The sequence below is a fragment of the Acinetobacter sp. S-1 genome (genome assembly GCF_059579785.1).
The window spans coordinates 2,933,853-2,955,720 of record NZ_CM184207.1 but is presented as its reverse complement, the minus strand read 5'-3'; the positions used below and the strand labels follow the sequence as shown (position 1 = coordinate 2,955,720).

General features: G+C 38.9%; 18 protein-coding genes and 1 tRNA gene. 11 read left to right on the top strand and 8 right to left on the bottom strand.

Annotated features, from left to right (window positions below; genetic code table 11):
- Positions 1-24: 24 nt before the first annotated feature.
- A complete protein-coding gene (gene cntB, locus AC52J8_RS14180; RefSeq protein ID WP_068929915.1) occupies positions 25-981 on the top strand; it encodes a carnitine monooxygenase, reductase subunit CntB in 957 nt (318 codons plus the stop codon).
- 157 nt (positions 982-1,138) lie between these two features.
- Positions 1,139-1,215, top strand: a tRNA-Met gene (locus AC52J8_RS14175).
- A 43-nt stretch (positions 1,216-1,258) separates the two neighbouring features.
- On the opposite strand, the gene AC52J8_RS14170 is transcribed toward AC52J8_RS14175, so the two are convergent.
- The 5 genes from AC52J8_RS14170 to AC52J8_RS14150 all read right to left on the bottom strand — a co-directional run bounded on the left by AC52J8_RS14170 (position 1,259) and on the right by AC52J8_RS14150 (position 6,714).
- Positions 1,259-2,287, bottom strand: a complete 1,029-nt coding sequence (locus AC52J8_RS14170) for a hypothetical protein (protein WP_086399099.1) — start codon at positions 2,285-2,287, stop codon at positions 1,259-1,261.
- Positions 2,280-3,905, bottom strand: coding sequence for an NAD+ synthase (locus AC52J8_RS14165; RefSeq protein ID WP_014205965.1), 1,626 nt, complete (start codon positions 3,903-3,905; stop codon positions 2,280-2,282). The genes AC52J8_RS14170 and AC52J8_RS14165 overlap by 8 nt, the downstream gene beginning before the upstream one ends.
- Before the next feature lie 385 nt (positions 3,906-4,290).
- Positions 4,291-4,851: a hypothetical protein gene (locus AC52J8_RS14160; RefSeq protein WP_086399100.1), complete on the bottom strand. Its 561-nt coding sequence runs from the start codon at positions 4,849-4,851 to the stop codon at positions 4,291-4,293.
- A 162-nt stretch (positions 4,852-5,013) separates the two neighbouring features.
- Complete coding sequence (gene hemJ, locus AC52J8_RS14155; RefSeq protein WP_002120291.1) at positions 5,014-5,466, bottom strand: protoporphyrinogen oxidase HemJ; 453 nt, start codon at positions 5,464-5,466, stop codon at positions 5,014-5,016.
- A gap of 18 nt (positions 5,467-5,484) precedes the next feature.
- Positions 5,485-6,714 carry a beta-ketoacyl synthase N-terminal-like domain-containing protein gene (locus tag AC52J8_RS14150; protein ID WP_002120440.1) on the bottom strand — a complete coding sequence of 410 codons (1,230 nt, stop codon included), beginning with the start codon at positions 6,712-6,714 and terminating at the stop codon, positions 5,485-5,487.
- A gap of 300 nt (positions 6,715-7,014) precedes the next feature.
- On the opposite strand from AC52J8_RS14150, the gene AC52J8_RS14145 reads away from it, so the two are divergent.
- The 8 genes from AC52J8_RS14145 to rimI all read left to right on the top strand — a co-directional run bounded on the left by AC52J8_RS14145 (position 7,015) and on the right by rimI (position 15,908).
- Positions 7,015-8,334 (top strand): EcsC family protein, encoded by a 1,320-nt coding sequence (locus AC52J8_RS14145; RefSeq protein ID WP_198912073.1) that lies wholly within the window; start codon positions 7,015-7,017, stop codon positions 8,332-8,334.
- Between the two features lie 200 nt (positions 8,335-8,534).
- Positions 8,535-8,909 carry a 30S ribosomal protein S12 gene (gene rpsL / locus AC52J8_RS14140; RefSeq protein WP_002050319.1) on the top strand — a complete coding sequence of 125 codons (375 nt, stop codon included), beginning with the start codon at positions 8,535-8,537 and terminating at the stop codon, positions 8,907-8,909.
- Between the two features lie 160 nt (positions 8,910-9,069).
- Positions 9,070-9,540: a 30S ribosomal protein S7 gene (rpsG, locus tag AC52J8_RS14135; RefSeq protein WP_001138055.1), complete on the top strand. Its 471-nt coding sequence runs from the start codon at positions 9,070-9,072 to the stop codon at positions 9,538-9,540.
- 177 nt (positions 9,541-9,717) lie between these two features.
- The gene (gene fusA / locus AC52J8_RS14130) at positions 9,718-11,856 is read left to right on the top strand and encodes an elongation factor G (RefSeq protein ID WP_002120436.1); all 2,139 of its coding nucleotides are present in this window, start codon (positions 9,718-9,720) and stop codon (positions 11,854-11,856) included.
- Between the two features lie 95 nt (positions 11,857-11,951).
- Positions 11,952-13,142, top strand: coding sequence for an elongation factor Tu (gene tuf, locus AC52J8_RS14125; RefSeq protein WP_005065785.1), 1,191 nt, complete (start codon positions 11,952-11,954; stop codon positions 13,140-13,142).
- Between the two features lie 204 nt (positions 13,143-13,346).
- Positions 13,347-14,228, top strand: coding sequence for a metal-dependent hydrolase (locus AC52J8_RS14120; protein WP_086400219.1), 882 nt, complete (start codon positions 13,347-13,349; stop codon positions 14,226-14,228).
- A 235-nt stretch (positions 14,229-14,463) separates the two neighbouring features.
- On the top strand, positions 14,464-15,339 hold the full coding sequence (locus tag AC52J8_RS14115) for a metal-dependent hydrolase (RefSeq protein WP_002121736.1): 876 nt from the start codon (positions 14,464-14,466) through the stop codon (positions 15,337-15,339).
- 107 nt (positions 15,340-15,446) lie between these two features.
- Complete coding sequence (gene rimI, locus AC52J8_RS14110; protein WP_086400218.1) at positions 15,447-15,908, top strand: ribosomal protein S18-alanine N-acetyltransferase; 462 nt, start codon at positions 15,447-15,449, stop codon at positions 15,906-15,908.
- Here the strand turns inward: rimI and AC52J8_RS14105 are convergent.
- The 3 genes from AC52J8_RS14105 to trxB form a co-directional block, all read right to left on the bottom strand.
- Positions 15,894-16,709 carry an arginyltransferase gene (locus tag AC52J8_RS14105; protein ID WP_004703325.1) on the bottom strand — a complete coding sequence of 272 codons (816 nt, stop codon included), beginning with the start codon at positions 16,707-16,709 and terminating at the stop codon, positions 15,894-15,896. The genes rimI and AC52J8_RS14105 overlap by 15 nt on opposite strands.
- Before the next feature lie 18 nt (positions 16,710-16,727).
- On the bottom strand, positions 16,728-17,459 hold the full coding sequence (aat, locus tag AC52J8_RS14100) for a leucyl/phenylalanyl-tRNA--protein transferase (protein WP_005070905.1): 732 nt from the start codon (positions 17,457-17,459) through the stop codon (positions 16,728-16,730).
- A gap of 122 nt (positions 17,460-17,581) precedes the next feature.
- A complete protein-coding gene (gene trxB, locus AC52J8_RS14095) occupies positions 17,582-18,529 on the bottom strand; it encodes a thioredoxin-disulfide reductase (RefSeq protein WP_005803159.1) in 948 nt (315 codons plus the stop codon).
- A gap of 269 nt (positions 18,530-18,798) precedes the next feature.
- Between trxB and AC52J8_RS14090 the strand changes: the two genes are divergently transcribed.
- Positions 18,799-21,852, top strand: coding sequence for a DNA translocase FtsK (locus AC52J8_RS14090; protein ID WP_208753174.1), 3,054 nt, complete (start codon positions 18,799-18,801; stop codon positions 21,850-21,852).
- The last annotated feature ends 16 nt before the right edge of the window (positions 21,853-21,868 follow it).

Below are 21,868 nucleotides of genomic sequence, written 5' to 3'. Positions count from 1 at the left end.
ATGCGGTAAAAGAAGGATTCTAATATGGCTAATCATTATGAAATGTTCCCAGCGGTTGTTACTCATGTGGAGCAGCTTACCCCTTTAATCAAACGGTTTACGTTCAAACGTCAAGATGGGCAGAACTTTCCTCGATTTAGTGGGGGAAGCCATATTATTGTCAAAATGAATGAACAGCTTTCAAATGCCTATTCATTGATGAGTTGTACACAAGACCTATCGACTTACCAAGTCTGTGTTCGTAAAGATGTGGAAGGTAAGGGTGGTTCAGTTTTTATGCATGATCAATGCAATGAAGGCTGTGAAATTCAGATTTCAGAACCAAAAAATTTATTTCCGCTAGCTGAAACAGGCAATAAACATATTTTAATTGCAGGTGGTATAGGTATCACACCATTCTTGCCTCAAATGGATGAACTTGCAACACGTGGTGCTGATTTTGAGCTACATTATGCTTATCGTTCACCTGAACATGCGGCTTTGTTAGATGAGTTAAAGCAAAAACATGCAGAACATGTGTTTAGCTATGTTGACTCAGAAGGTTGTGTATTGAATTTGGATGAATTGATTTCATCACAACCTAAAGGCACACATGTCTATGTATGTGGTCCTAAACCCATGATTGATGCTGTGATTGATTGTTGTAATAAGCATCGATATCGCGATGAATACATTCACTGGGAACAATTTGCCTCAACAGTTCCTGAAGATGGTGAAGCATTTACAGTGGTACTTGCCAAATCTAATCAAGAAATTGAAGTACAAAGTAATCAGACGATTTTACAAGCTATTGAAACATTAAATATTGATGTGGAATGCTTATGTCGCGAAGGCGTATGCGGTACATGTGAAACTGCTATTTTAGAAGGTGAAGCAGAGCATTTCGATCAATACTTAAGTGATGCAGAAAAGGCTTCACAGAAGAGCATGATGATTTGTGTATCGAGAGCTAAAGGTAAAAAACTAGTATTAGATCTTTAATATATTTCTGTGGACGATCAATTGTTTAAAGCAAAAAAATGCTAAAAAAAGAACAAATAATGATGATCTGAATCTTATTTGTTCAATTGATGGGCATTAAGGGTTTTTACCTATTGACCTGCTATACAGAACTATAGATAATGCGCACACAGTTTACGGCTATGTAGCTCAGTTGGTTAGAGCACCGCACTCATAATGCGGGGGTCACAAGTTCAAGTCTCGTCATAGCCACCATTTTAAAAACCACGCTCCTGCGTGGTTTCTTTTTATCTATTTTTTACTCATTAAAATGTTTTTCAATCATATCGAAAGTTTTTGAGCTTTGATAAAAGGGAGCTAAAAGTGCTTGAAGTAAAGGTTCTAAAATACCGTGCTCATTAAAGGCATCCATAACCTTCGGATAAAAACGTAAAGCTTCGGTTTGTAAGTCGCTTTCGGTTAACCCAATCTCACTTAATACTTCAAATAAACTCTGATCTTTATAAAAGTCATAAAAAACTTCCACGCCATACAAAATCAGATCTTGCATAAATTGTGACTGGCGTAATTCTTTCCAGTATTCGTAAATTAAAACAAAAAACTCTTCAACATCGAGAGGAGTGAGCTGCTTCATAAACTCATACATTTTTTTATGTCTAATATCTTCCCAAACATGACGTACTAAACTTTCTAAATCTTCACTCGATAAAAGACTTAATTCTGTAAGTTGCTCATGAATAAAACTGGCAATCCAAGTTTCAAGTTTATGCTCGAGGCGTTGTTGTTGTAAAAAAGAGAATTTTTTGAGCTTATGTTGCCATTCAAAATGGTAGTCATCTATTCTAGATGCAGTTAGAAGTTTTGGTAATTTTTGTTCTAGAGTTGAGGTTGCAATATATTGGCAAAGCTGTTGTACAGAAGGGCTAGTTCTTAAAAACTGATTGAGATAATGAGGAATATGTTCCATTTCTAAAAATTTAGAAAGCCACATTTCAAATTGGTGGTCAGAGACCAAGTCTTGTAACTGAATTGGAGACTTCATAGCAGACAAATAAATACGCTGCGCGATTTCCCCAATAAACTCAAGTAAACCGGCACCTAGCTGCATTTCAAAAGCATAGCGTTTCACAACGGCTTGTAGTTGTTCTAAATCCACAACTTCATGTAGCTTGATTTCGTCAGCATGTTGCATAAATAACTGAATGAACTGCTGGAAATAAATAGGTGAGTTTTCTATAGATAATTGTTTTTTGAAAAATTCCACCTGCTCAAGCAAAAGTGCTTGAGCAAGTGCTGTAGTTTTTGATGAGTTTTTCTGCTCAGTCATTCGCTGTCCAACCGTTGACAATCGGATAACGTCGTTCGCGACTAAATGCACGAGAGGTAATTCTCGGGCCAATCGCACCTTGACGACGTTTGTATTCATTACGATCAACTAAACGGATGACTTTTTCAACAACTTCTTTATCAAAACCTTTGGCAATAATATCGGCCTGACCTAAATCTTCTTCAATATATGCGTAAAGGATGGCATCCAATACATCATATGCTGGTAAAGAGTCTTGGTCTTTTTGATCTGGGCGAAGTTCTGCTGAAGGTGGGCGGGTAATCACACGCTCAGGAATCACAGGAGTTTCGCTTAAGCTGTTACGGTATTTTGCTAATTCAAACACGATAGTTTTATAAACATCTTTTAGAACAGCAAAGCCACCAACCATATCGCCATAAAGCGTACAGTAGCCAACTGAAAGTTCAGATTTATTCCCTGTAGCAAGGACTAAATTACCAAACTTGTTTGATAAGCCCATAAGCAATGTACCACGAGCACGCGCTTGTAAATTTTCTTCAGTTGCGTCAGCTGGTGAATTACCAAAGAAAGGATACAAGGTTTGCATGAAGCTATTTACGATTGAGTGAATTTCAGCAATACCAAAAGTTACACCCATACGGCGAGCTTGTTCAGCCGCATCTTCTACACTAATTTGAGAAGTGTAGGTATAAGGCATCATTACAGCTTGTACTTTTTCTGCACCGATTGCATCAACAGCAATTGCGAGTGTGAGGGCAGAGTCGATACCACCAGAAAGACCCAAAATCACACCTGGGAAGCCTGAGCGCTCTACATAGTCACGAGTTGCCATGACTAAACCTTGATAGATCTCTGCAAATGTTTCTAATGCAGGAGCAGATTCAGTGACTTTATATAACTTTGTATCACGGTCAAATTCAGCAATATAAATGTCTTCTTTAAAGCTTGGAGCTTGTAAAGCAATTTCACCATTTTGATTGCTGACAAAACTTGTGCCATCAAAAATTAAATCGTCTTGTCCGCCCACTTGGTTAACGTACACAATATTTAGGTGAAGTTGTTTTGCAAGTTCACTCAAGGTCTGTATACGGTGTTGTGGTTTGCCGACTTCATATGGTGATGAGTTGAGTACAAGAGCAGTATCAACATTTAATTGGCTCAACTGTTTAACCGTATTAATTGACCAAATATCTTCACAGATTAATACACCAAACTTATGCCCAAGATATTCAAAAACTAAGTGCTGATGGCCTTTTTGGAAATAGCGTTTTTCATCAAAGACGCCATAGTTTGGTAAATTATGTTTATTAAAAACACCCAAAACTTGACCGTCTTTCATGACAGCAGCAGAATTATAACGTTGACCATCTTCTGTCTGGTTTACAAATCCGAAAACCATAACAATATCTTTAACTTCGGCAAGTTGTGCAAAAGCCTTTTGCATACGTTTATTTAAATTTGGACGTAACAATAGATCTTCAGCTGGATAACCAATAACAGAAAGCTCGGGAAAAATAATCAGGTCAGCGTCTTGTTTTTTCGCCTGATTTACTTGCTCAATCATCTTTTGGGTGTTTGAGTCAATATTGCCAATATGCGGAGAAAACTGAGCAAGGGCAACTTTAAAACTTTTCATTCAAACCTAATCCTAGATCATAACGAATATAGATACACACAGTGTTGATTTTTATGGATATAATTTTTCAACGATGTGTATGATACGATAGTAAACAATTAAAATAGTAAACAAAAATGTCAAGATCAATAATATATACCAATCCCATATTTTCTGCGTAAAAATAACGAGATTTTCTGTATAGAATAGAAACAGGCTTCATTATTTTTATTGTTTGTATACTGCCTTATCACAAGCTAATTTGGAATAAGTCTGTTCTATTTTTTTCAATAATTTGAATTGAATAAGCGCACTTTTATAGTTTAGATAAGTATTTATGTTTTATAAGAATCCCCATTTACATTACGCAAGAAATGTTACGTTCAAAGTGAGATTGATTATTTAGTTACAAATGAAGTTGAGGTGAACAGATAATATTCGGGATTTTTCCAGAGCAAATGTCGCGCGCAATTTCGCCTTGCTGTTCAATATTATACGTACTAAATGCCTTGTCAGGGTGATAGGTATATTTGTAGGGATTGTAACTTTTAAAGCTGAGGTAATAGGCTGATTGTAATAAAGCACCTTTAAAGAGTACATGAATGCCTTTTTGATATTGCATGACGTGTGTGAGTTCGTGAATAAAAATACCTTGCATAAACTTAGATTCTAAAGCGTAATTTTCACTGTAATCAGCAGGATTGACATAAATATTCCCATTGGGGGCCATAAAAATACCGCAACTCTGCCAAGGGAGGTAGCGCGTAGCAATAATTTTAGGCCGTTCACAATCAAGCATGTCGCCGAAAACCATTTGTGCTAATAATTTTTCGTGAGCAGTCAGATGTCTAATCGGATAGTTTTTTAAGTGACGGAAAATAAAAAGTGTAAGAAGAATAAATGGTGTATGGATTAAGCGTTTAAAGGCATTAAAAGTTAGCATAGCTTTGCCATTAAATGAGTTCATCTATTTCTTTAGCATAGTATAGATTAGGTATTGCTAAATAAAGAGGTAGGGTATTGATTAATTTTATAGTTCTGTTTTGAAAAAATATAATTGTTTGAATAGATTGTGCATTTTATTAGGATGAATAAAAGAATTCTTGGATAAGAAAAGCAAAAGCCCCAGTTAAAACTGAGGCTTTACAACAACTAAAATCACAACAGCAAATAAAATTAAGGTTGGCATTTCATTAAAGAATCGCCAGAACTTATGTGATTTATAGTGAGCATTTCCGATGAGCTTTTTACGATAATAGCCACATACCAAATGATAAATCACTAATAAAGCCACTAATCCAACTTTGAGGTAAAACCATGTGGCTTGATGGTAATGTCGAGTTGCATCACCCCACTCTACAAGGAAATGGGCGGTAATTAATGTAGCAATCATTGAAGGCCACATAATTCCACGATACAACTTGCGTTCCATTACCTCAAAGCGTTGATGACTTGCAGCATCTTCACTCATAGCATGATAAACATATAGACGTGGTAAGTAGAACAAAGCAGCGAACCAGCAAACCACGGCAATAATATGTAATGCTTTTACCCACAAAAAAGCATCAGAAGGTGCATCCATCGATAATCCTAGGTGGGATTATGCATCCCACTTCTTGAAAATAAGGCAAGCGTTAACACCGCCAAAGCCAAAACTGTTACTCATTACAGTATTCAATTTTGCATCACGTTTTTCAAGTACGATATCGAAAGGTTTTGCGCCTTCATCAAGTTCAGTCACGTTGATGTTTGGTGCAATAAAGTCATTTTGCATCATTAGCACAGAGTAAATAGCTTCCTGTACACCAGCCGCACCCAAGCTATGACCTGTCATAGATTTGGTTGAGCTAAGAGGAGGTACGTTACCTTCACCAAATGCACGTTCCATTGCTTTAAGTTCTGTAATGTCACCAGCTGGAGTAGAAGTACCATGTGTATTTACATAGTCAATTTTCTCTACGCCATGTTGCTTAGCTTCTTCAAGTGCCATTAATACACAACGTGTAGCACCTTCACCACTTGGAGCAACCATGTCCGCGCCATCACTGTTCGCAGCATAACCTACTACTTCAGCTAAAATGTTCGCACCACGTGCTTGCGCATGCTCAAGTGATTCAAGTACTACAAAACCACCACCGCCAGCAATAACGAAGCCGTCACGGTCTGCTGAATATGGGCGAGATGCTGTTTCTGGAGAGTCGTTATATTTCGAGCAAAGTGCGCCCATTGCATCAAACAATAAACTTTGAGACCAGTGATCTTCTTCACCGCCACCAGCAAGCATAAGGTCTTGTTTGCCAAGTTGAATTAAGTTATACGCATAACCAATTGCATCTGCAGAAGTTGCGCAAGCACTTGTAATAGTATGTGAAATACCTTGTAGTTTAAATGCAACACCTACGTTTGCAGTAATGGTGTTTGACATGTTACGTGGTACGAAGAATGGACCCACTTTACGTGCGCCTTTAGTCTCTAATAATTCTGTCATTTCAACAACAGAAGCAGTTGAGCCACCACCTGAACCACCTGCAATACCATAACGTGGATTACCAGCAAGTTGTTCAGGAGTAAGGCCTGCATGTTCAACTGCAGCTACAGCAGCGTTGTATGCATACATCGCACATACGCCCATGAAGCGTTTTAATTTACGGTCGATATTATCAAAGTCTTGTTCTGCAGCAGCGCTGACATGACTTTTAAAATTGAGTTCAGCATAAGTTGGGTTAAAACGTGTCCCGGAGATTCCATTTTGAAGTGAATGAGTAACTGCTTCTAAAGAGTTACCGATACATGAGTTAATACCCATACCAGTGATTACAACACGTTTCATCTACAGGTCCCTTTATGGTGATATTTAAGAGTCTATCGTGTTCAACAGCTATGAAAATGAATAGGAGAATATAGCTGTAAGAAAACGGGACTCATGTTTTTCGTTGTTAACATGATAGCAGAAAGGATTTTTATTTCTTATGGCAAATCTTTATGACAATTTTACATTTAAAAAAAATAACCAAATACATAGTATGTTGCATTTAGGGTTAACTAAAATACACACATTCAAGTTGAGATAAATCCACATTCCACCTAGTATTTATCTCTAATTAGATAAATTAAAAAATCGAGGTACTTGATGACAAAATTTAATAATAATCAATCTGACAATTTGTTTTCTCAGGTCTTCGGAGTGGCTAAAAAGCTCAGTTCTACAGGATTGAGTATCTTGCAACAGAACCAATCAGGTGACGTCAGTAAGGTAATTGAACCAATCCCAACTGGAAAAACTGTTGAAGGTAGATCGAGAACAAAAAGCCCATTTGAAGTTGAGCAATATGAAAGTCCTCAACAAATGCTAAGAGAACATTTACCAAAAGTCACACGTCAGGTATTTGGTCGACATTTTAAAAAAGTAAATGGTGTTGCTACATTTCTTTCGCCAGATTGGGATGAAAAAATCTCAGGCCATTTATTTAATTGGTTAAATGACTTTAGTTCAAAAAGTACCTTAACTGAAAAAATCCTAGAAGAAGCGGGTGCTAAAGATTTATTTGAATTAACTAAAGATACAGGTCGTTCTCAACGTCTAAGTCAGGCGCTTATAGAACAAAACAAGCTCATTGCGACTGTACAAGGTGCAATTACAGGTGTATCAGGCGTCGTTGGTGCAGCTGTAGATATTCCAGTATCATTGGTTTTGGTCTTAAGAACTATTTACCAGACTGGAAGGTCACATGGCTTTGATCTGCTGGAGGTAGCAGACCAAGATGTTGTTGAGTTTATTTTTAAAGAAGTTGATATTAGCTTGATTGCAGAGAAACAAACTCTCTTGTTGGCTTTAAAAACATTACGAAATATGTTGGAAACTCAAGATATTCATCAATTTCAGCAAGTATTAGGTTCAACCACAGATATAGATACTTTAAAGAACTGGCTAACAGATGAAGAAGGGGAGTTTAAATGGGAATGGTTAAATCGTATTCCTAAACTTTCAGCTTTGGGTAAGTTTACTCCAGTTGCAGGCGCTGTTTTAAGTGCAGTATATAGCTGGAAATTACAAGAAGATGTAGGACATAAAGCTCAGGCAATTTTTGGAGCTGCAAGACATTATTTAAATGAACATCCAAGTGAGCATTTATCTCCACTACAGGCTTATTATGCTGCGGTTACACTCATTCAAAAAGCAAGCCCAAGACTTTTAAATGTAGGCGAAGATGGCAATATTCATGCTACTCATCATCATAAAGTAGAAAATCACGAGGTAATCTCGAAAGTATCTATTGTGTTAAAACCTACAGAAAGCGAAAAAAGTGAAGAGAAAGTTCAGGAAAATGTTCATAAGGGCTTAGAAAAACTTGCTGACAAACATGTGACAGAACATGAGCATACTGAACAAAAGCCTGCTTTAACTCCAGAGGATGATGACGAGATATTAGAAGATAAAAAATACTCTTAACAATATGCTTACAAAGTGAAGGTTTAAAAAGTAGAAATAACCTCTATTTAAATTTGTAAATCGTGCTGTCAAACATTGATATGGTCAACATTTGGTAAGTATTGCCATGTTGACCATTTTTGCATCTTGGCTTACAATTATGTGCCCTTAAAAAGAGGTATTTTCTTTTTAAGGTTTTTTAATAACGGGAGAATTGCCATATGGCAACAACGAATCAGTTGATCCGTAAGGGTCGTACGACTTTGGTTGAAAAATCCAAAGTTCCTGCGTTGAAGGCTTGTCCACAACGTCGTGGTGTTTGTACACGTGTTTATACAACTACACCTAAAAAACCTAACTCAGCTATGCGTAAGGTTTGCCGTGTTCGCTTAACTTCAGGTTTTGAAGTATCTAGCTACATCGGTGGTGAAGGCCATAACTTACAAGAGCACAGTGTTGTTCTTATCCGTGGTGGTCGTGTTAAAGACTTACCGGGTGTACGTTACCATACCGTTCGTGGTTCATTAGACTGTGCTGGTGTTAAAGATCGTAATCAATCACGTTCTAAATACGGTACTAAGCGTCCTAAGAAGTAATTCTAGGAAACTAGTCGAATAAGCCCTTTAGCGTTTCGCTTGTTTGAATTCTTCATAGATTTGTAATTCAAGCGACGTATAGTAAGGCCAGCGTCGTGTACATGACACTTGTACAAACTGCTGGATCATCCTGAAGTGTCATATTATTAGGTGTATTAAAATGCCAAGACGTCGCGTAGTCGCTGCTCGTGAGATCCTTCCAGATCCAAAATTTAGCAGCCAAACAATCGCTAAATTCATGAACCACGTAATGCAAGATGGTAAAAAATCTATTGCAGAAAGTATCGTTTACGGTGCTTTAGAACGCGTTCAAGAAAAAAACAAAGTAGACCCAGTTGAATTTTTCGAGACTACTCTTGAAAAAGTTCGTCCTATGGTTGAAGTAAAAGCACGCCGTGTTGGTGGTGCTACTTATCAAGTACCTATGGAAGTACGCCCATCCCGTCGTACTGCCTTAGCTATGCGTTGGTTAGTAGATGCTGCTGCTAAGCGTTCTGAAAAAACGATGGCTTTACGTCTTGCTGGTGAGTTGCTTGATGCAGCTGAAGGTAAAGGTGCAGCAATCAAAAAACGTGAAGATGTGCACCGTATGGCTGAAGCTAACAAAGCCTTCTCTCACTACCGTTTCTAAGCGGATAAAACAGGCCTTATTCAGGAGAATATTCATGCGTACAGCAGCTCGATTCAACATTGCTCTCTATCAAAGTGGGGGCTTTGCAGGTATTTAAGTTGCCTGTTTGGATATTCGCGCGCATCAATTTAATTGGTGCGTCCTGTTTTAAATATAACATTTAGGAATGTAGACATCATGGCTCGCCAAACCCCAATTACTCGTTACCGTAACATCGGTATTTCTGCGCACATTGACGCAGGTAAAACAACTACAACTGAACGTATTTTGTTCTACACAGGTGTATCTCACAAAATTGGTGAAGTACACGACGGTGCAGCAACAATGGACTGGATGGAACAAGAGCAAGAGCGTGGTATTACAATTACCTCTGCTGCTACGACTTGTTTCTGGTCTGGTATGGGTAACCAATTCGAACAACACCGTATCAACGTAATTGACACCCCGGGACACGTAGACTTCACAATCGAAGTTGAACGTTCTATGCGTGTTCTTGACGGTGCGTGCATGGTTTACTGTGCTGTAGGTGGTGTACAACCTCAGTCTGAAACTGTATGGCGTCAAGCGAACAAATATAAAGTGCCTCGTTTAGCATTCGTGAACAAGATGGACCGTACTGGTGCAAACTTCTTCCGTGCTGTTGAGCAAGTTAAAACTCGTTTAGGTGGTAATCCTGTTCCTATCGTTGTGCCAATTGGTGCTGAAGATACATTCCAGGGTGTTGTTGACCTTATCGAAATGAAAGCGATTATCTGGGATGAAGCATCTCAAGGTATGAAGTTTGAATATGCTGATATCCCAGCTGACCTAGTTGATACGTCTAACGAATGGCGTACAAAAATGGTTGAAGCTGCGGCTGAAGCTTCTGAAGAATTAATGGACAAGTACCTAGAAGAAGGTGATCTTTCTAAAGAAGACATCATCGCTGGTTTACGTGCTCGTACATTAGCTTCTGAAATTCAAGTAATGCTTTGTGGTTCTGCGTTCAAGAACAAAGGTGTTCAACGTATGTTGGATGCTGTAATTGAATTCTTACCATCACCTACAGAAGTTAAAGCGATCGAAGGTATCCTTGACGACAAAGACGAAACTAAAGCGTCTCGTGAAGCATCTGACGAAGCTCCGTTCTCTGCGCTTGCGTTCAAAATCATGAACGACAAATTCGTAGGTAACTTAACATTCGTACGTGTTTACTCTGGTGTTCTTAAACAAGGTGATCCGGTTTATAACCCAGTTAAAGCTAAGCGTGAACGTATCGGTCGTATCGTACAAATGCATGCGAACGAACGTCAAGATCTTGATGAAATCCGTGCAGGTGATATCGCAGCGTGTGTAGGTCTTAAAGACGTTACAACTGGTGATACATTATGTGATGAGAAAAACATCATTACTCTTGAGCGTATGGAATTCCCAGAGCCAGTAATTTCATTGGCTGTTGAACCAAAAACTAAAGCAGACCAAGAAAAAATGTCTATCGCTTTAGGTCGTTTGGCTAAAGAAGATCCATCGTTCCGTGTTCGTACAGACGAAGAATCTGGTCAGACAATTATTGCTGGTATGGGTGAACTTCACCTTGACATCATTGTTGACCGTATGAAGCGTGAATTCGGTGTTGAAGCTAACATTGGTAAACCAATGGTTGCTTACCGTGAAACGATCAAAAAGTCTGTTGAACAAGAAGGTAAGTTCGTACGTCAAACTGGTGGTAAAGGTAAGTTTGGTCACGTATATGTACGTCTTGAACCGCTTGATGTTGAAGAAGCTGGTAAAGAATACCAATTCGTTGAAGAAGTTGTTGGTGGTGTAGTACCTAAAGAATTCTTTGGCGCGGTTGACAAAGGTATTCAAGAACGTATGAAGAATGGTGTATTGGCTGGTTACCCTGTTGTTGGTATTAAAGCGACATTATTCGACGGTTCTTACCATGACGTCGACTCTGACGAATTATCGTTCAAAATGGCAGGTTCTTATGCCTTCCGTGATGGTTTCATGAAAGCGGATCCTATCCTTCTTGAACCTATCATGAAAGTTGAAGTAGAAACTCCAGAAGACTACATGGGCGATATCATGGGTGACTTAAACCGTCGTCGTGGTATGGTTCAAGGTATGGACGATCTTCCTGGTGGAACAAAAGCAATTCGTGCAGAAGTTCCTCTTGCTGAGATGTTTGGTTACGCGACTCAAATGCGTTCTATGTCTCAAGGTCGTGCGACTTACTCTATGGAATTTGCTAAATATGCTGAAACTCCACGTAACGTGGCTGAAGGCATCATCGCTAAATTCCAAGCTGGCGGTAAAAAAGGTGACGACGAGTAATCTTTCGATTACTATAAGCCCAAACTAATTTCTTAGTTAAAAACCAAGTGCTCATGGGGTGACCCTCCATGAGTAGTTTATAAAGGAAGATCATCATGGCTAAAGCCAAGTTTGAACGTAATAAGCCACACGTAAACGTGGGCACAATCGGTCACGTTGACCATGGTAAAACAACTTTAACTGCTGCGATTGCAACAATTTGTGCAAAAACTTACGGCGGTGAAGCGAAAGATTACTCACAAATCGACTCAGCACCTGAAGAAAAAGCACGTGGTATTACAATTAATACTTCACACGTAGAATACGATTCTCCAATTCGTCACTACGCGCACGTTGACTGCCCGGGCCACGCCGATTACGTTAAAAACATGATTACTGGTGCTGCTCAGATGGACGGCGCGATCCTTGTGTGTGCTGCGACTGACGGTCCAATGCCACAAACTCGTGAACACATCCTTCTTTCTCGTCAGGTTGGTGTACCTTACATCATCGTATTCTTGAACAAGTGTGACCTTGTTGATGATGAAGAATTACTTGAATTAGTAGAAATGGAAGTTCGTGAACTTCTTTCTACTTATGACTTCCCTGGTGATGACACTCCAGTTATCCGTGGTTCTGCGCTTAAAGCGTTGGAAGGCGATGCTGGTCAATATGGTGAGTCTTCAGTTCTTGCTCTTGTTGAAGCGCTTGACTCTTACATCCCAGAACCAGAACGTGCTATCGACAAAGCATTCTTAATGCCAATCGAAGACGTATTCTCAATTTCTGGTCGTGGTACTGTAGTAACAGGCCGTGTAGAAGCTGGTATCGTTAAAGTTGGTGAAGAAGTAGAGATCGTTGGTATTAAAGATACAGTTAAAACAACTGTAACTGGCGTAGAAATGTTCCGTAAACTTCTTGACGAAGGCCGTGCAGGTGAGAACTGTGGTATCTTACTTCGTGGTACTAAGCGTGAAGACGTACAACGTGGTCAAGTACTTGCTAAACCAGGTACAATCAAGCCGCACACTAAATTCGACGCAGAAGTATACGTACTTTCTAAAGAAGAAGGTGGTCGTCACACTCCATTCTTAAATGGTTACCGTCCACAGTTCTACTTCCGTACAACTGACGTAACTGGTGCGATCCAATTACAAGACGGCGTTGAAATGGTTATGCCAGGCGACAACGTTGAAATGTCAGTAGAATTAATCCACCCAATCGCAATGGACCCAGGTCTACGTTTTGCGATCCGTGAAGGTGGTCGTACTGTAGGTGCTGGTGTTGTTGCGAAAGTAACTGCATAATCACTTTCAGTGAAAAAAAGCGCTCTTTTTAGAGCGCTTTTTTTATATTTAATTGTCTAACAATCACTATAAAGGCTGGCCTTAACTGATATTTCAATGTCCTTATTTCCCCTTAATCCTTTTTATTAACTTTGTATGATAAGAATCAAGAAAACGAACAATAAAGTTTGAGTAACTAGGGTTACTTACTAAGGAGCTTTGGGTATGAATGCTAAAGTGAATATTACGAATCGTGCAGGTGCAAGCTTTCCAGTGCGTCGTATGAATTTTGACTTTAATGATGTACCAGAATATTGGATGAATGGTTCTGCTGGACTCACACATTTTATGACTGCATTGTCAGCATTGTTTCCGGCTGGTGAGAAATTCTTTATAGATAGTGTACGAGCAGTACGTTATCACCCAGCGATTAAAGATGATGAAGCACTCCAAAAAGAGATTAGTGCTTTCATTGGGCAAGAAGCAATGCATACTCAAGAGCATGTAAACTTCAACGCTTCTGCTCAAAAGTTTGGTCATGATGTAGAAACGTTAGAAAAATTTACCGATACGGCAATTCAAACAGCAATTAAAACTTTTGTAAAAATTGTCAAACCTTTCGGTATGACAAAAGAAATGGTTGATTTGACTGCTACAACGGCTCTTGAGCATTTTACCGCTACTATTGCTTCGCAATTATTGGTCAATAAGCACATTCAAGAGCTTATGACAGATGAAACAATGTCAACAATGTGGTATTGGCATGCGATTGAAGAAAATGAGCATAAAGCCGTAGCTTATGATGTATACGAAGGTGTATTTGGTAAAGGTCTAAAAGCCTACGCGTTACGTACAAGTTCTTTAGTATTTGCTATGACTTTAATCTTTTTGATTCAGTCATCTTTTGTGCTTCGTTTATTAAAGCAAGATAACAAATTGAATTTAGATGAATTATTAGTAATTTATAAATACGGATATAGCCCATCTAAAGGTATTATTAGTGGTATGGCTAAAGAAATGTTAGCTTACTTTAAACCTGGCTTTCATCCAAATGACCTAGATACCGTTGGTCTATTGAAAACATGGAAAGCAAAATTAGGTTTATAGATTTAATTCATGATTTATAAAGGGCCGATAGTGGCCCTTTTTTATTTTTCTATAACTATTTTAAAGAGATCGTGGAGCAGTTATTGCCCCTTTATGTGTCTATGAATGACCTCATCTGATATTTCTCTGTCCTCATCTGCACTTAATTGGCACATCGAAAGACGTATGATTATAAATATTAAGAAAATAAATAAAGTTATATGTGAATTAGCTATTCACTTAAAAGGAGTCTGAGATGAATGCTAAGGTAAATATTTCCAATCGTGCTGGCGCTAGTTTCCCTGTGCGTCGTATGGATTTTGAATTTGCTCAGGTCCCACGTTATTGGGCAAATTATGATGCAGCATTAACACATTTTATGACAGCATTATCGGCCCTTTTTCCAGAAGGTGAGCAGTTCTTTGTAAATAGTACGCGTGCCGTTCGAAATGATCCAAAGCTTGCTGATCCAGATCTTCAAAAAGAAATTAGTGCTTTTATTGGTCAAGAAGCGATGCACTCCAAAGAGCATTTAGCATTTAATGCTTCAGCACAGGCTTATGGTTATGATGTGCGTCATATGGAAAAGCAAACAGGAAAAGTCATTAAGATGGGTACAGCTGTTGTAACCAAATTAATGAAACCTTTTGGCTATACCAAAGAAATGATTGATTTGACTGGAACCTGTGCTCTAGAGCATTTCACATCGACCATTGCAGCTGAACTTTTACAAAACCCTGAAATTCAGGCCATGTTCCAAGACGACACTATGTATCATTTGTGGATGTGGCACGCAGTTGAAGAAAATGAACATAAAGCTGTGGCATTTGATGTGTATACAAGTATGTACGGACAAGGTCCGAAAGCTTATTTTATGCGTTCAACAGCCTTGATTATTGCAATGGCATTAATCTTCGCAACGCAGTCTTATTTTACTGCTAAGTTACTTAAAACTGATGATAAATTAACTTGGAAAGATACGAAGTACATGCTTAAGTTCATGTATGGTCGTAAAGGTTTTATGACTCGTCAAATTCCAGAGTTACTTGATTTTTTAAGACCAAAATTTCATCCAAATGATTCGGATACCACTGCATTGCTAGCAACTTGGCGTGAAAAATTAGGTCTTTAAAATTACTTTAAAAAAAGGGCAATTCAATTGTCCTTTTTTTTGCTCGTTTTTTCGTGGGAAGTTTTTATAATACGCACTACTTTAGAATCTTCATTGCGTTGAAACTCATGATTCGTACTATGCAAAACACTGATGTGGATATTGTCGTTCAAATTGAAACATCAGTTCAGACCCATCCGTGGTCAAGACAGCAATTTATTGAATCTTTGAATTCTTATCAATGTACAGTGATTGAGTCACAAAACAGAGTCGTTGGATTTTGTATCTTACAGCCTGTTTTAGATGAAGCGAATTTGTTGCTCATGGCTGTTGATCCTAAAATGCAAGGGCAGGGTTTAGGATATGAGTTATTAAGTGCATCAATTGAAAAATTAGAAAATCAACCAGTACAAATCTTTTTAGAAGTCCGTGAAAGTAATAAAGCTGCTATTGGTTTATATGAAAAAACAGGCTTTCACCAAATTGACCTGCGTCGCAATTATTATCCTACCCAAGATGGTGGGCGGGAACATGCGGTCATTATGGTAAAAACCTGTACAGATGATTTCGCATCTTTATTTAATGATTAAATTATTCCATTCAGAAGGTAACGTGGTCATAAGAGACGTACCTAGCTGTTGAATTTCCTCTGGTGATAATGACCTGTTTAAACGGCGCCATTGTCCATCAAGTAGAAGTTCTAAAGGTGTATATTGCGATTTATAGTTCATTTTGGCTGAATGAGGCACCCAATAGCCTAGGTATAGATATTCTAAACCGAGCGATTTGACATATTCAATTTGGTTAAGAATAGAGTAAACACCAAGTGATCTGCGGTGCTCATCGGGATCAAAGAATGTATAGACAGCCGATAGTCCATCATCCATTAAATCACAAGTAGAAACGCTAATGAGCCGATTGTCTTTCCAAAGCTCAAGAAAAAAACTATCTGTGCAGCTATGTACTAAAAACTTTTCAAACTGATCTAAGCTCGGCGGAAACATATCACCATCTGCATGGCGTTCATTAATATAGCGTTCGTATAAATCATAATGAATTTGTGCTGCTTGTCGCGTAGGCAGAACAGTCATAGTGAGATCTTGATTTCGTTTCCATGCTTTTTTTTGCATGCTGTTCATTTGGAAATCGGCCACTGGGACACGACAAGACAAACATTGTCTACATAAGTGACATTCAGGGCGATAAACAAAGTCGCCACTACGGCGAAAGCCTAAACGAGAAAGTTCTGAAAGAGTGACCACATCAATTCGATGGATGGGATCTAAAAACACCATGCGTGCTGATTTATTTTCTAGATAGCTGCAATCATGAGGTGGAGTAATATAATACTGCAGATCATTTAAAAGGGACTTCGGGTGATATGATTTCATGATTGGTCCCTCCTGTTATCATTCCATTAATTTTGCATCTAATGCTATTGTTTTACTTGAAAATACACGTTCTTGATACTTTTTCCAATTGATAGAGGGGTGAATAATTACATCTTGTAACGATTTTAAGTAGTCTTGACGAGAAAGTGTACTGGCTCCCAGACTAATTAAGTGACTGTTTACGAGTTGGCAGTCTATCCATGGTAGCTGATTTTCTTGTCCAATGAGCATTAATGTATAAAAAGCCATTTTTGAGACATCGGTTTCGTTGCTAAACATTGACTCACCAAAACATCCTTTACCAATCGTAACACCATATAAACCTCCTACAAGCTCCTCTTGTTGCCATACTTCAATACTGTAACCATAACCAGCATTAAACATCTCACAGTAGCCTTGAATAATATCTTCACTAATCCATGTTTCGTCTGCATAACTTCTTGGCAAAGAGCAAGAGCGAATAACTTGTTCAAAGGCATGATTAACCGTAATTGCATAGTCATGTTTTTTCATATTTCTCAGTAATGACTTGCTGGGCTTGTAGTTTTGAGGGTAGATCACGCAACGAGGTTCTGGGCTCCACCAACAAATAGGCTCATCTTCATTAAACCAAGGAAAAAGACCATGGGTGTATGCTTCATATAGGGTAGAAGGGGAGAGGTCCGCTCCGATACAAATTAAACCATGCCCATCTGGATCGGCCTCAATGGGATCAGGAAAAATGAATTGGGAAAGTGGAAGTGTATTCATAAAAATAAAATAAGATGAGCTTTAAGGTTATGCTATAAAAATTAATATATGTCAGCTAGTCATTATTCTAAAAAAACAGCCGTTATAAGAACGGCTGTTTTAAAACTCTAGAAATCTATTAATTAAAGATTATCTAGATATTTTTCAGCATCTAGGGCCGCCATACAGCCAGACCCAGCAGAAGTAATCGCTTGGCGATAAATGCTGTCAGCGACATCACCAGCAGCAAAAACACCAGCTACAGAAGTCGCTGTTGCATTACCAGAGGTACCGCTTTGCACTTGGATGTAGCCATCACGTAGGTTTAACTGGCCTTCAAACATTCCAGTGTTTGGCTTGTGACCAATTGCTACGAACAGACCATGAACCTCTACGTCTTGCTTAGAATCATCTTGAGTTGATTTAAGGCGAACACTGGTTACGCCAGTATTGTCACCCAATACTTCTTCAACTTCGTGGTTCCAGATAATGCTGATTTTGCCTTCTTTTTCTTTGGCAAATAAATGATCTTGCAAAATCTTTTCAGAACGTAAAGTATCACGGCGATGTACTAACGTTACATGTGAAGCAATATTTGATAAATAAAGTGCTTCTTCAACAGCGGTGTTACCACCACCAACAACCATTACTTTTTGGTTTTTGTAGAAGAAACCATCACATGTTGCACATGCGCTTACACCTTGACCCATAAAGTTTTGTTCAGACTCTAGACCAAGATATTGAGCTGTAGCGCCAGTTGCAATAATTAAAGCGTCACATGTGTACTCTTCCATATCACCTTTTAAAACAAAAGGACGTACACTTAAGTCCACTTCGTTAATATGGTCATAGACGAGTTCTGTACCAAAGCGTTCAGCATGTGCTTGCATACGATCCATTAATGCAGGACCTGTTAAACCTTCAGGATCGCCCGGCCAGTTGTCAACTTCGGTTGTTGTTGTAAGTTGCCCACCTAGTTGTAAACCTGCAATTAAAGTAGGTTTAAGGTTTGCACGCGCTGCATATACTGCTGCACTATAGCCCGCAGGGCCAGAACCGAGAATAATTAACCGAGAATGACGAGCACTCATTGAGGGTATCCTTATTTATTTCGAGAATTTTGAAAATTATACGTGAATTTGCCGATCAATAGCGTTAAATCAATGTGGATAATATTGATCAGGTCAATCGAATTAAGTTATATAACAATATAGAAGTGCCTTATGTTAACAACAACTGTAAAGAATCATGCACCTTTTTTGTAAGAACAGGTGCATAATATAAAGTTCATTCGTTGAAGATCTAAAATGTAGTTCTTCACATCTCTAAACCAATAATTAAATGGGTTACAGGACAGTATATGACTGCGGTGTCAAGTGTTTATGCACAGCGCTTATTGATGACATTATTCTTGGTTTCTTTTGGTATTTATATGTTTCTGGCAACAGTAACATATACACCATTTGACCCGGGCTGGATGCATATTTCCAGTGATACTCAGCAAGTATCCAATGCAAGTGGTATTGCTGGCGCATGGATTGCAGATTTGCTGTTTGGTTTTTTAGGATGGGCAAGTTTGCTTATTCCAATTTTCCTTTTCATTGAAGCAATTCAGGTTTGGTGGCCACGTAGTTTCCTAAACCGCCCATTTCGTTATGCTGCACAATTCTTCTTAATTCTAGTTGTATCTAGCTTACTTTATTTACATTGGAATGTGCCGGCAGATACTTTAGATAATGCAGCTGGGGGAATTATTGGTTATGAGTTAGGTCAAAGCCTATCTCAATTGTTAACAATTTACGGTGCGACCTTATTTTTGCTGGTTTTCGGGGTAGTCTTGTTTACACTTGCATTTGGGGTGCAATGGAGTAAAACATGGGTTACGCTCAAAGCGACACCAAGTTATTTACAAGATTTATTTTATAAGAACGTATCTCCGAATGAATCGGATTATGACTTAACAACTCAACCTGCCAACAAAGCAGCCGCGGTTAAAGTTGCTGATAATGCAGAGACGAATGCGAATGCTTCAGATGAGAAAGAAGCATCAGTTCAATCTGAATCAACTCAACCGCAATCTACCACAACGCGACATGATGCGGTTGCTGAGCGCTTATTTGCAGATGTGCTAGCGAAAGAGCAGAGCCGACCTGAACCTGTTGCAGATACACCAGTTGCAAATACTCAGAACTTTGAGCATACGCTTGAACAGGCCCATAAACTTGAACGAGATAGCCAACGTTTAGTTGCGACTGGCGAAGTATGGCGTGCTTTACAGCGTGATGATGCGAGTCATAAGCAAGAAATTGATGCGCTTTTAAGAGCTGCTGATGATTCGACAGAGATAGAACAAGTTCCTACTCATGAGCAATTTCAGCAAACAATTTCTCAAGTAAATCAAAATCAACCATCATCTAAACAAGACTTACATGGTCTTGATTGGAATGATGATGAGATTTTTGATGAGTTGCTTGCCGCGGTTCCAAACAGTAAAACTGCAACAGATGTGCATACACCATTTGTTCAAGATCACCATATAGAGACGGAACCAACTTCGCAATCTGTTAATATTGCGAACGAAACATCTTCAAATATTTCAAATTTAAATCAATCACCTAAAAATTTAGCAAACGAACAAGTCTTTGAAGATTTTGATGATTTATTAATAGATGAAGACATTGCTCCAGCTGAACCTGTAAGAGCAAGTAGTTATGCGCAATCTTCAGCATTTGTAAAAGCTCCTATCCAAACGACTATACAGGCCGACAAACTTTCAAAAGAAGAGTTTATTGAGGCTTGGCAGGAGACTGCTGGGAAACCGCAGGAAAATTCTGATTTTGATGAAGACGATTTCGATTTTGATGCGCCGTTAACAGATGCATCAGGCCGCCCAATGTCTCATGCAATGCAAGTTGCCAAAAAGCGTTTGGATTTGCCAACTTTACCAGGTCTTGATTTACTCGATAAGGTTGATCCAAATAAGAAAGTCAACTTTACTGAAGAGCAACTTTCACGTTTGTCTGAATTGCTTGAAATTAAATTGCAAGAATTTAACGTAAAAGCTCAAGTAGTAGAGGCTCAACCAGGACCAGTTGTAACTCGCTTTGAGTTAGATTTGGCACCCGGTGTTAAAGCTTCTAAGGTCACGAATATCTCGCGTGACTTGGCGCGTTCAATGTCGATGGCATCTGTACGTGTGGTCGAAGTCATTCCTGGTAAACCATATATTGGTATTGAAGTGCCAAACAGTGCCCGTGAAATGGTACGTTTGATTGAGTTATTGGAAACACCAACATATCGCGACCCAAGTGCATTAATTAGTATGGCGATGGGTAAAGATATTTCGGGTAACCCTGTACTCACTGATTTGGCGAAAGCACCGCATATGTTGGTTGCTGGTACGACAGGTTCTGGTAAGTCAGTTGCAGTAAACTCGATGATTTTATCGATGTTGCTTAAATATACGCCTGACCAACTACGTTTAATTCTAATCGATCCAAAACAGCTCGAACTTGCAAACTATAATGATATTCCACATTTATTAACTCCAGTCGTTACTGACATGAAAGATGCGGTAAGTGCGTTAAACTGGTGTGTGAATGAAATGGAACGTCGTTATAAACTTATGTCGTTCTTAAAAATTCGTAAATTAAGTGACTATAACCGTAAAGTTGAAGAAGCGATTGCGAATGGTGAAGACTTAATTGATCCGACTTGGAAGCCAAGTGATTCAGCGACACAAGAACGTGCACCTCGTTTAACGCCATTACCATCTATTGTCATTGTTGCGGATGAGTTCGCCGACATGATTATGCAAGTGGGTAAAAAAGCAGAAGAAATGATTACCCGTTTGGCGCAAAAATCTCGTGCTGCTGGTATTCACCTATTGCTTGCAACTCAACGTCCATCTGTTGATGTTATTACCGGTTTGATTAAAGCCAATATTCCAACGCGTGTAGCACTACGTGTAAATAGTAAAATTGACTCGCGTACTATTTTGGATGCTGGTGGAGCAGAAGACTTGTTAGGTCATGGTGATATGCTGTTCTTAGGACCAGGTAAAATTGAGCCGGAACGTGTGCATGGTGCTTTCATTAGTGATGATGAAGTAAACCGTATCTGTGATGCTTGGCGTGAGCGTGGCGAACCAGATTATATTGATGAAATCTTGACACCATTTGATGAAGAGCCAGCGTCACGTGGCTTTGAAGAGGGTGAAGGCGGTTCTGACCGAGATGCACTTTATGATCAATGTGTGTCATTCGTATTAGAAACTCGAAAAGCATCTACATCTTCGCTACAGCGCAAATTTAGTCTTGGTTATAACCGTGCTGCTCGTATTATTGATCAAATGGAAGAGAACGGCATTGTGAGCTCAATGGGTCCTAATGGTAAGCGGGATATTCTAGTTTAAGACAATACAATTTAAG

Excerpts from the sequence above, each read along its gene's own strand:
- AC52J8_RS14120 (WP_086400219.1), top strand. The coding sequence starts at position 13,347 with ATGAATGCTAAAGTGAATATTACGAATCGTGCAGGTGCAAGCTTTCCA.
- AC52J8_RS14170 (WP_086399099.1), bottom strand. The coding sequence starts at position 2,287 with ATGACTGAGCAGAAAAACTCATCAAAAACTACAGCACTTGCTCAAGCA.
- trxB (WP_005803159.1), bottom strand. The coding sequence starts at position 18,529 with ATGAGTGCTCGTCATTCTCGGTTAATTATTCTCGGTTCTGGCCCTGCG.
- AC52J8_RS14160 (WP_086399100.1), bottom strand. The coding sequence starts at position 4,851 with ATGAACTCATTTAATGGCAAAGCTATGCTAACTTTTAATGCCTTTAAA.
- rpsG (WP_001138055.1), top strand. The coding sequence starts at position 9,070 with ATGCCAAGACGTCGCGTAGTCGCTGCTCGTGAGATCCTTCCAGATCCA.
- tuf (WP_005065785.1), top strand. The coding sequence starts at position 11,952 with ATGGCTAAAGCCAAGTTTGAACGTAATAAGCCACACGTAAACGTGGGC.
- rpsL (WP_002050319.1), top strand. The coding sequence starts at position 8,535 with ATGGCAACAACGAATCAGTTGATCCGTAAGGGTCGTACGACTTTGGTT.
- fusA (WP_002120436.1), top strand. The coding sequence starts at position 9,718 with ATGGCTCGCCAAACCCCAATTACTCGTTACCGTAACATCGGTATTTCT.
- AC52J8_RS14165 (WP_014205965.1), bottom strand. The coding sequence starts at position 3,905 with ATGAAAAGTTTTAAAGTTGCCCTTGCTCAGTTTTCTCCGCATATTGGC.
- AC52J8_RS14145 (WP_198912073.1), top strand. The coding sequence starts at position 7,015 with ATGACAAAATTTAATAATAATCAATCTGACAATTTGTTTTCTCAGGTC.
- AC52J8_RS14090 (WP_208753174.1), top strand. The coding sequence starts at position 18,799 with ATGACTGCGGTGTCAAGTGTTTATGCACAGCGCTTATTGATGACATTA.
- rimI (WP_086400218.1), top strand. The coding sequence starts at position 15,447 with ATGATTCGTACTATGCAAAACACTGATGTGGATATTGTCGTTCAAATT.
- aat (WP_005070905.1), bottom strand. The coding sequence starts at position 17,459 with ATGAATACACTTCCACTTTCCCAATTCATTTTTCCTGATCCCATTGAG.
- cntB (WP_068929915.1), top strand. The coding sequence starts at position 25 with ATGGCTAATCATTATGAAATGTTCCCAGCGGTTGTTACTCATGTGGAG.
- AC52J8_RS14150 (WP_002120440.1), bottom strand. The coding sequence starts at position 6,714 with ATGAAACGTGTTGTAATCACTGGTATGGGTATTAACTCATGTATCGGT.
- AC52J8_RS14105 (WP_004703325.1), bottom strand. The coding sequence starts at position 16,709 with ATGAAATCATATCACCCGAAGTCCCTTTTAAATGATCTGCAGTATTAT.
- AC52J8_RS14115 (WP_002121736.1), top strand. The coding sequence starts at position 14,464 with ATGAATGCTAAGGTAAATATTTCCAATCGTGCTGGCGCTAGTTTCCCT.
- hemJ (WP_002120291.1), bottom strand. The coding sequence starts at position 5,466 with ATGGATGCACCTTCTGATGCTTTTTTGTGGGTAAAAGCATTACATATT.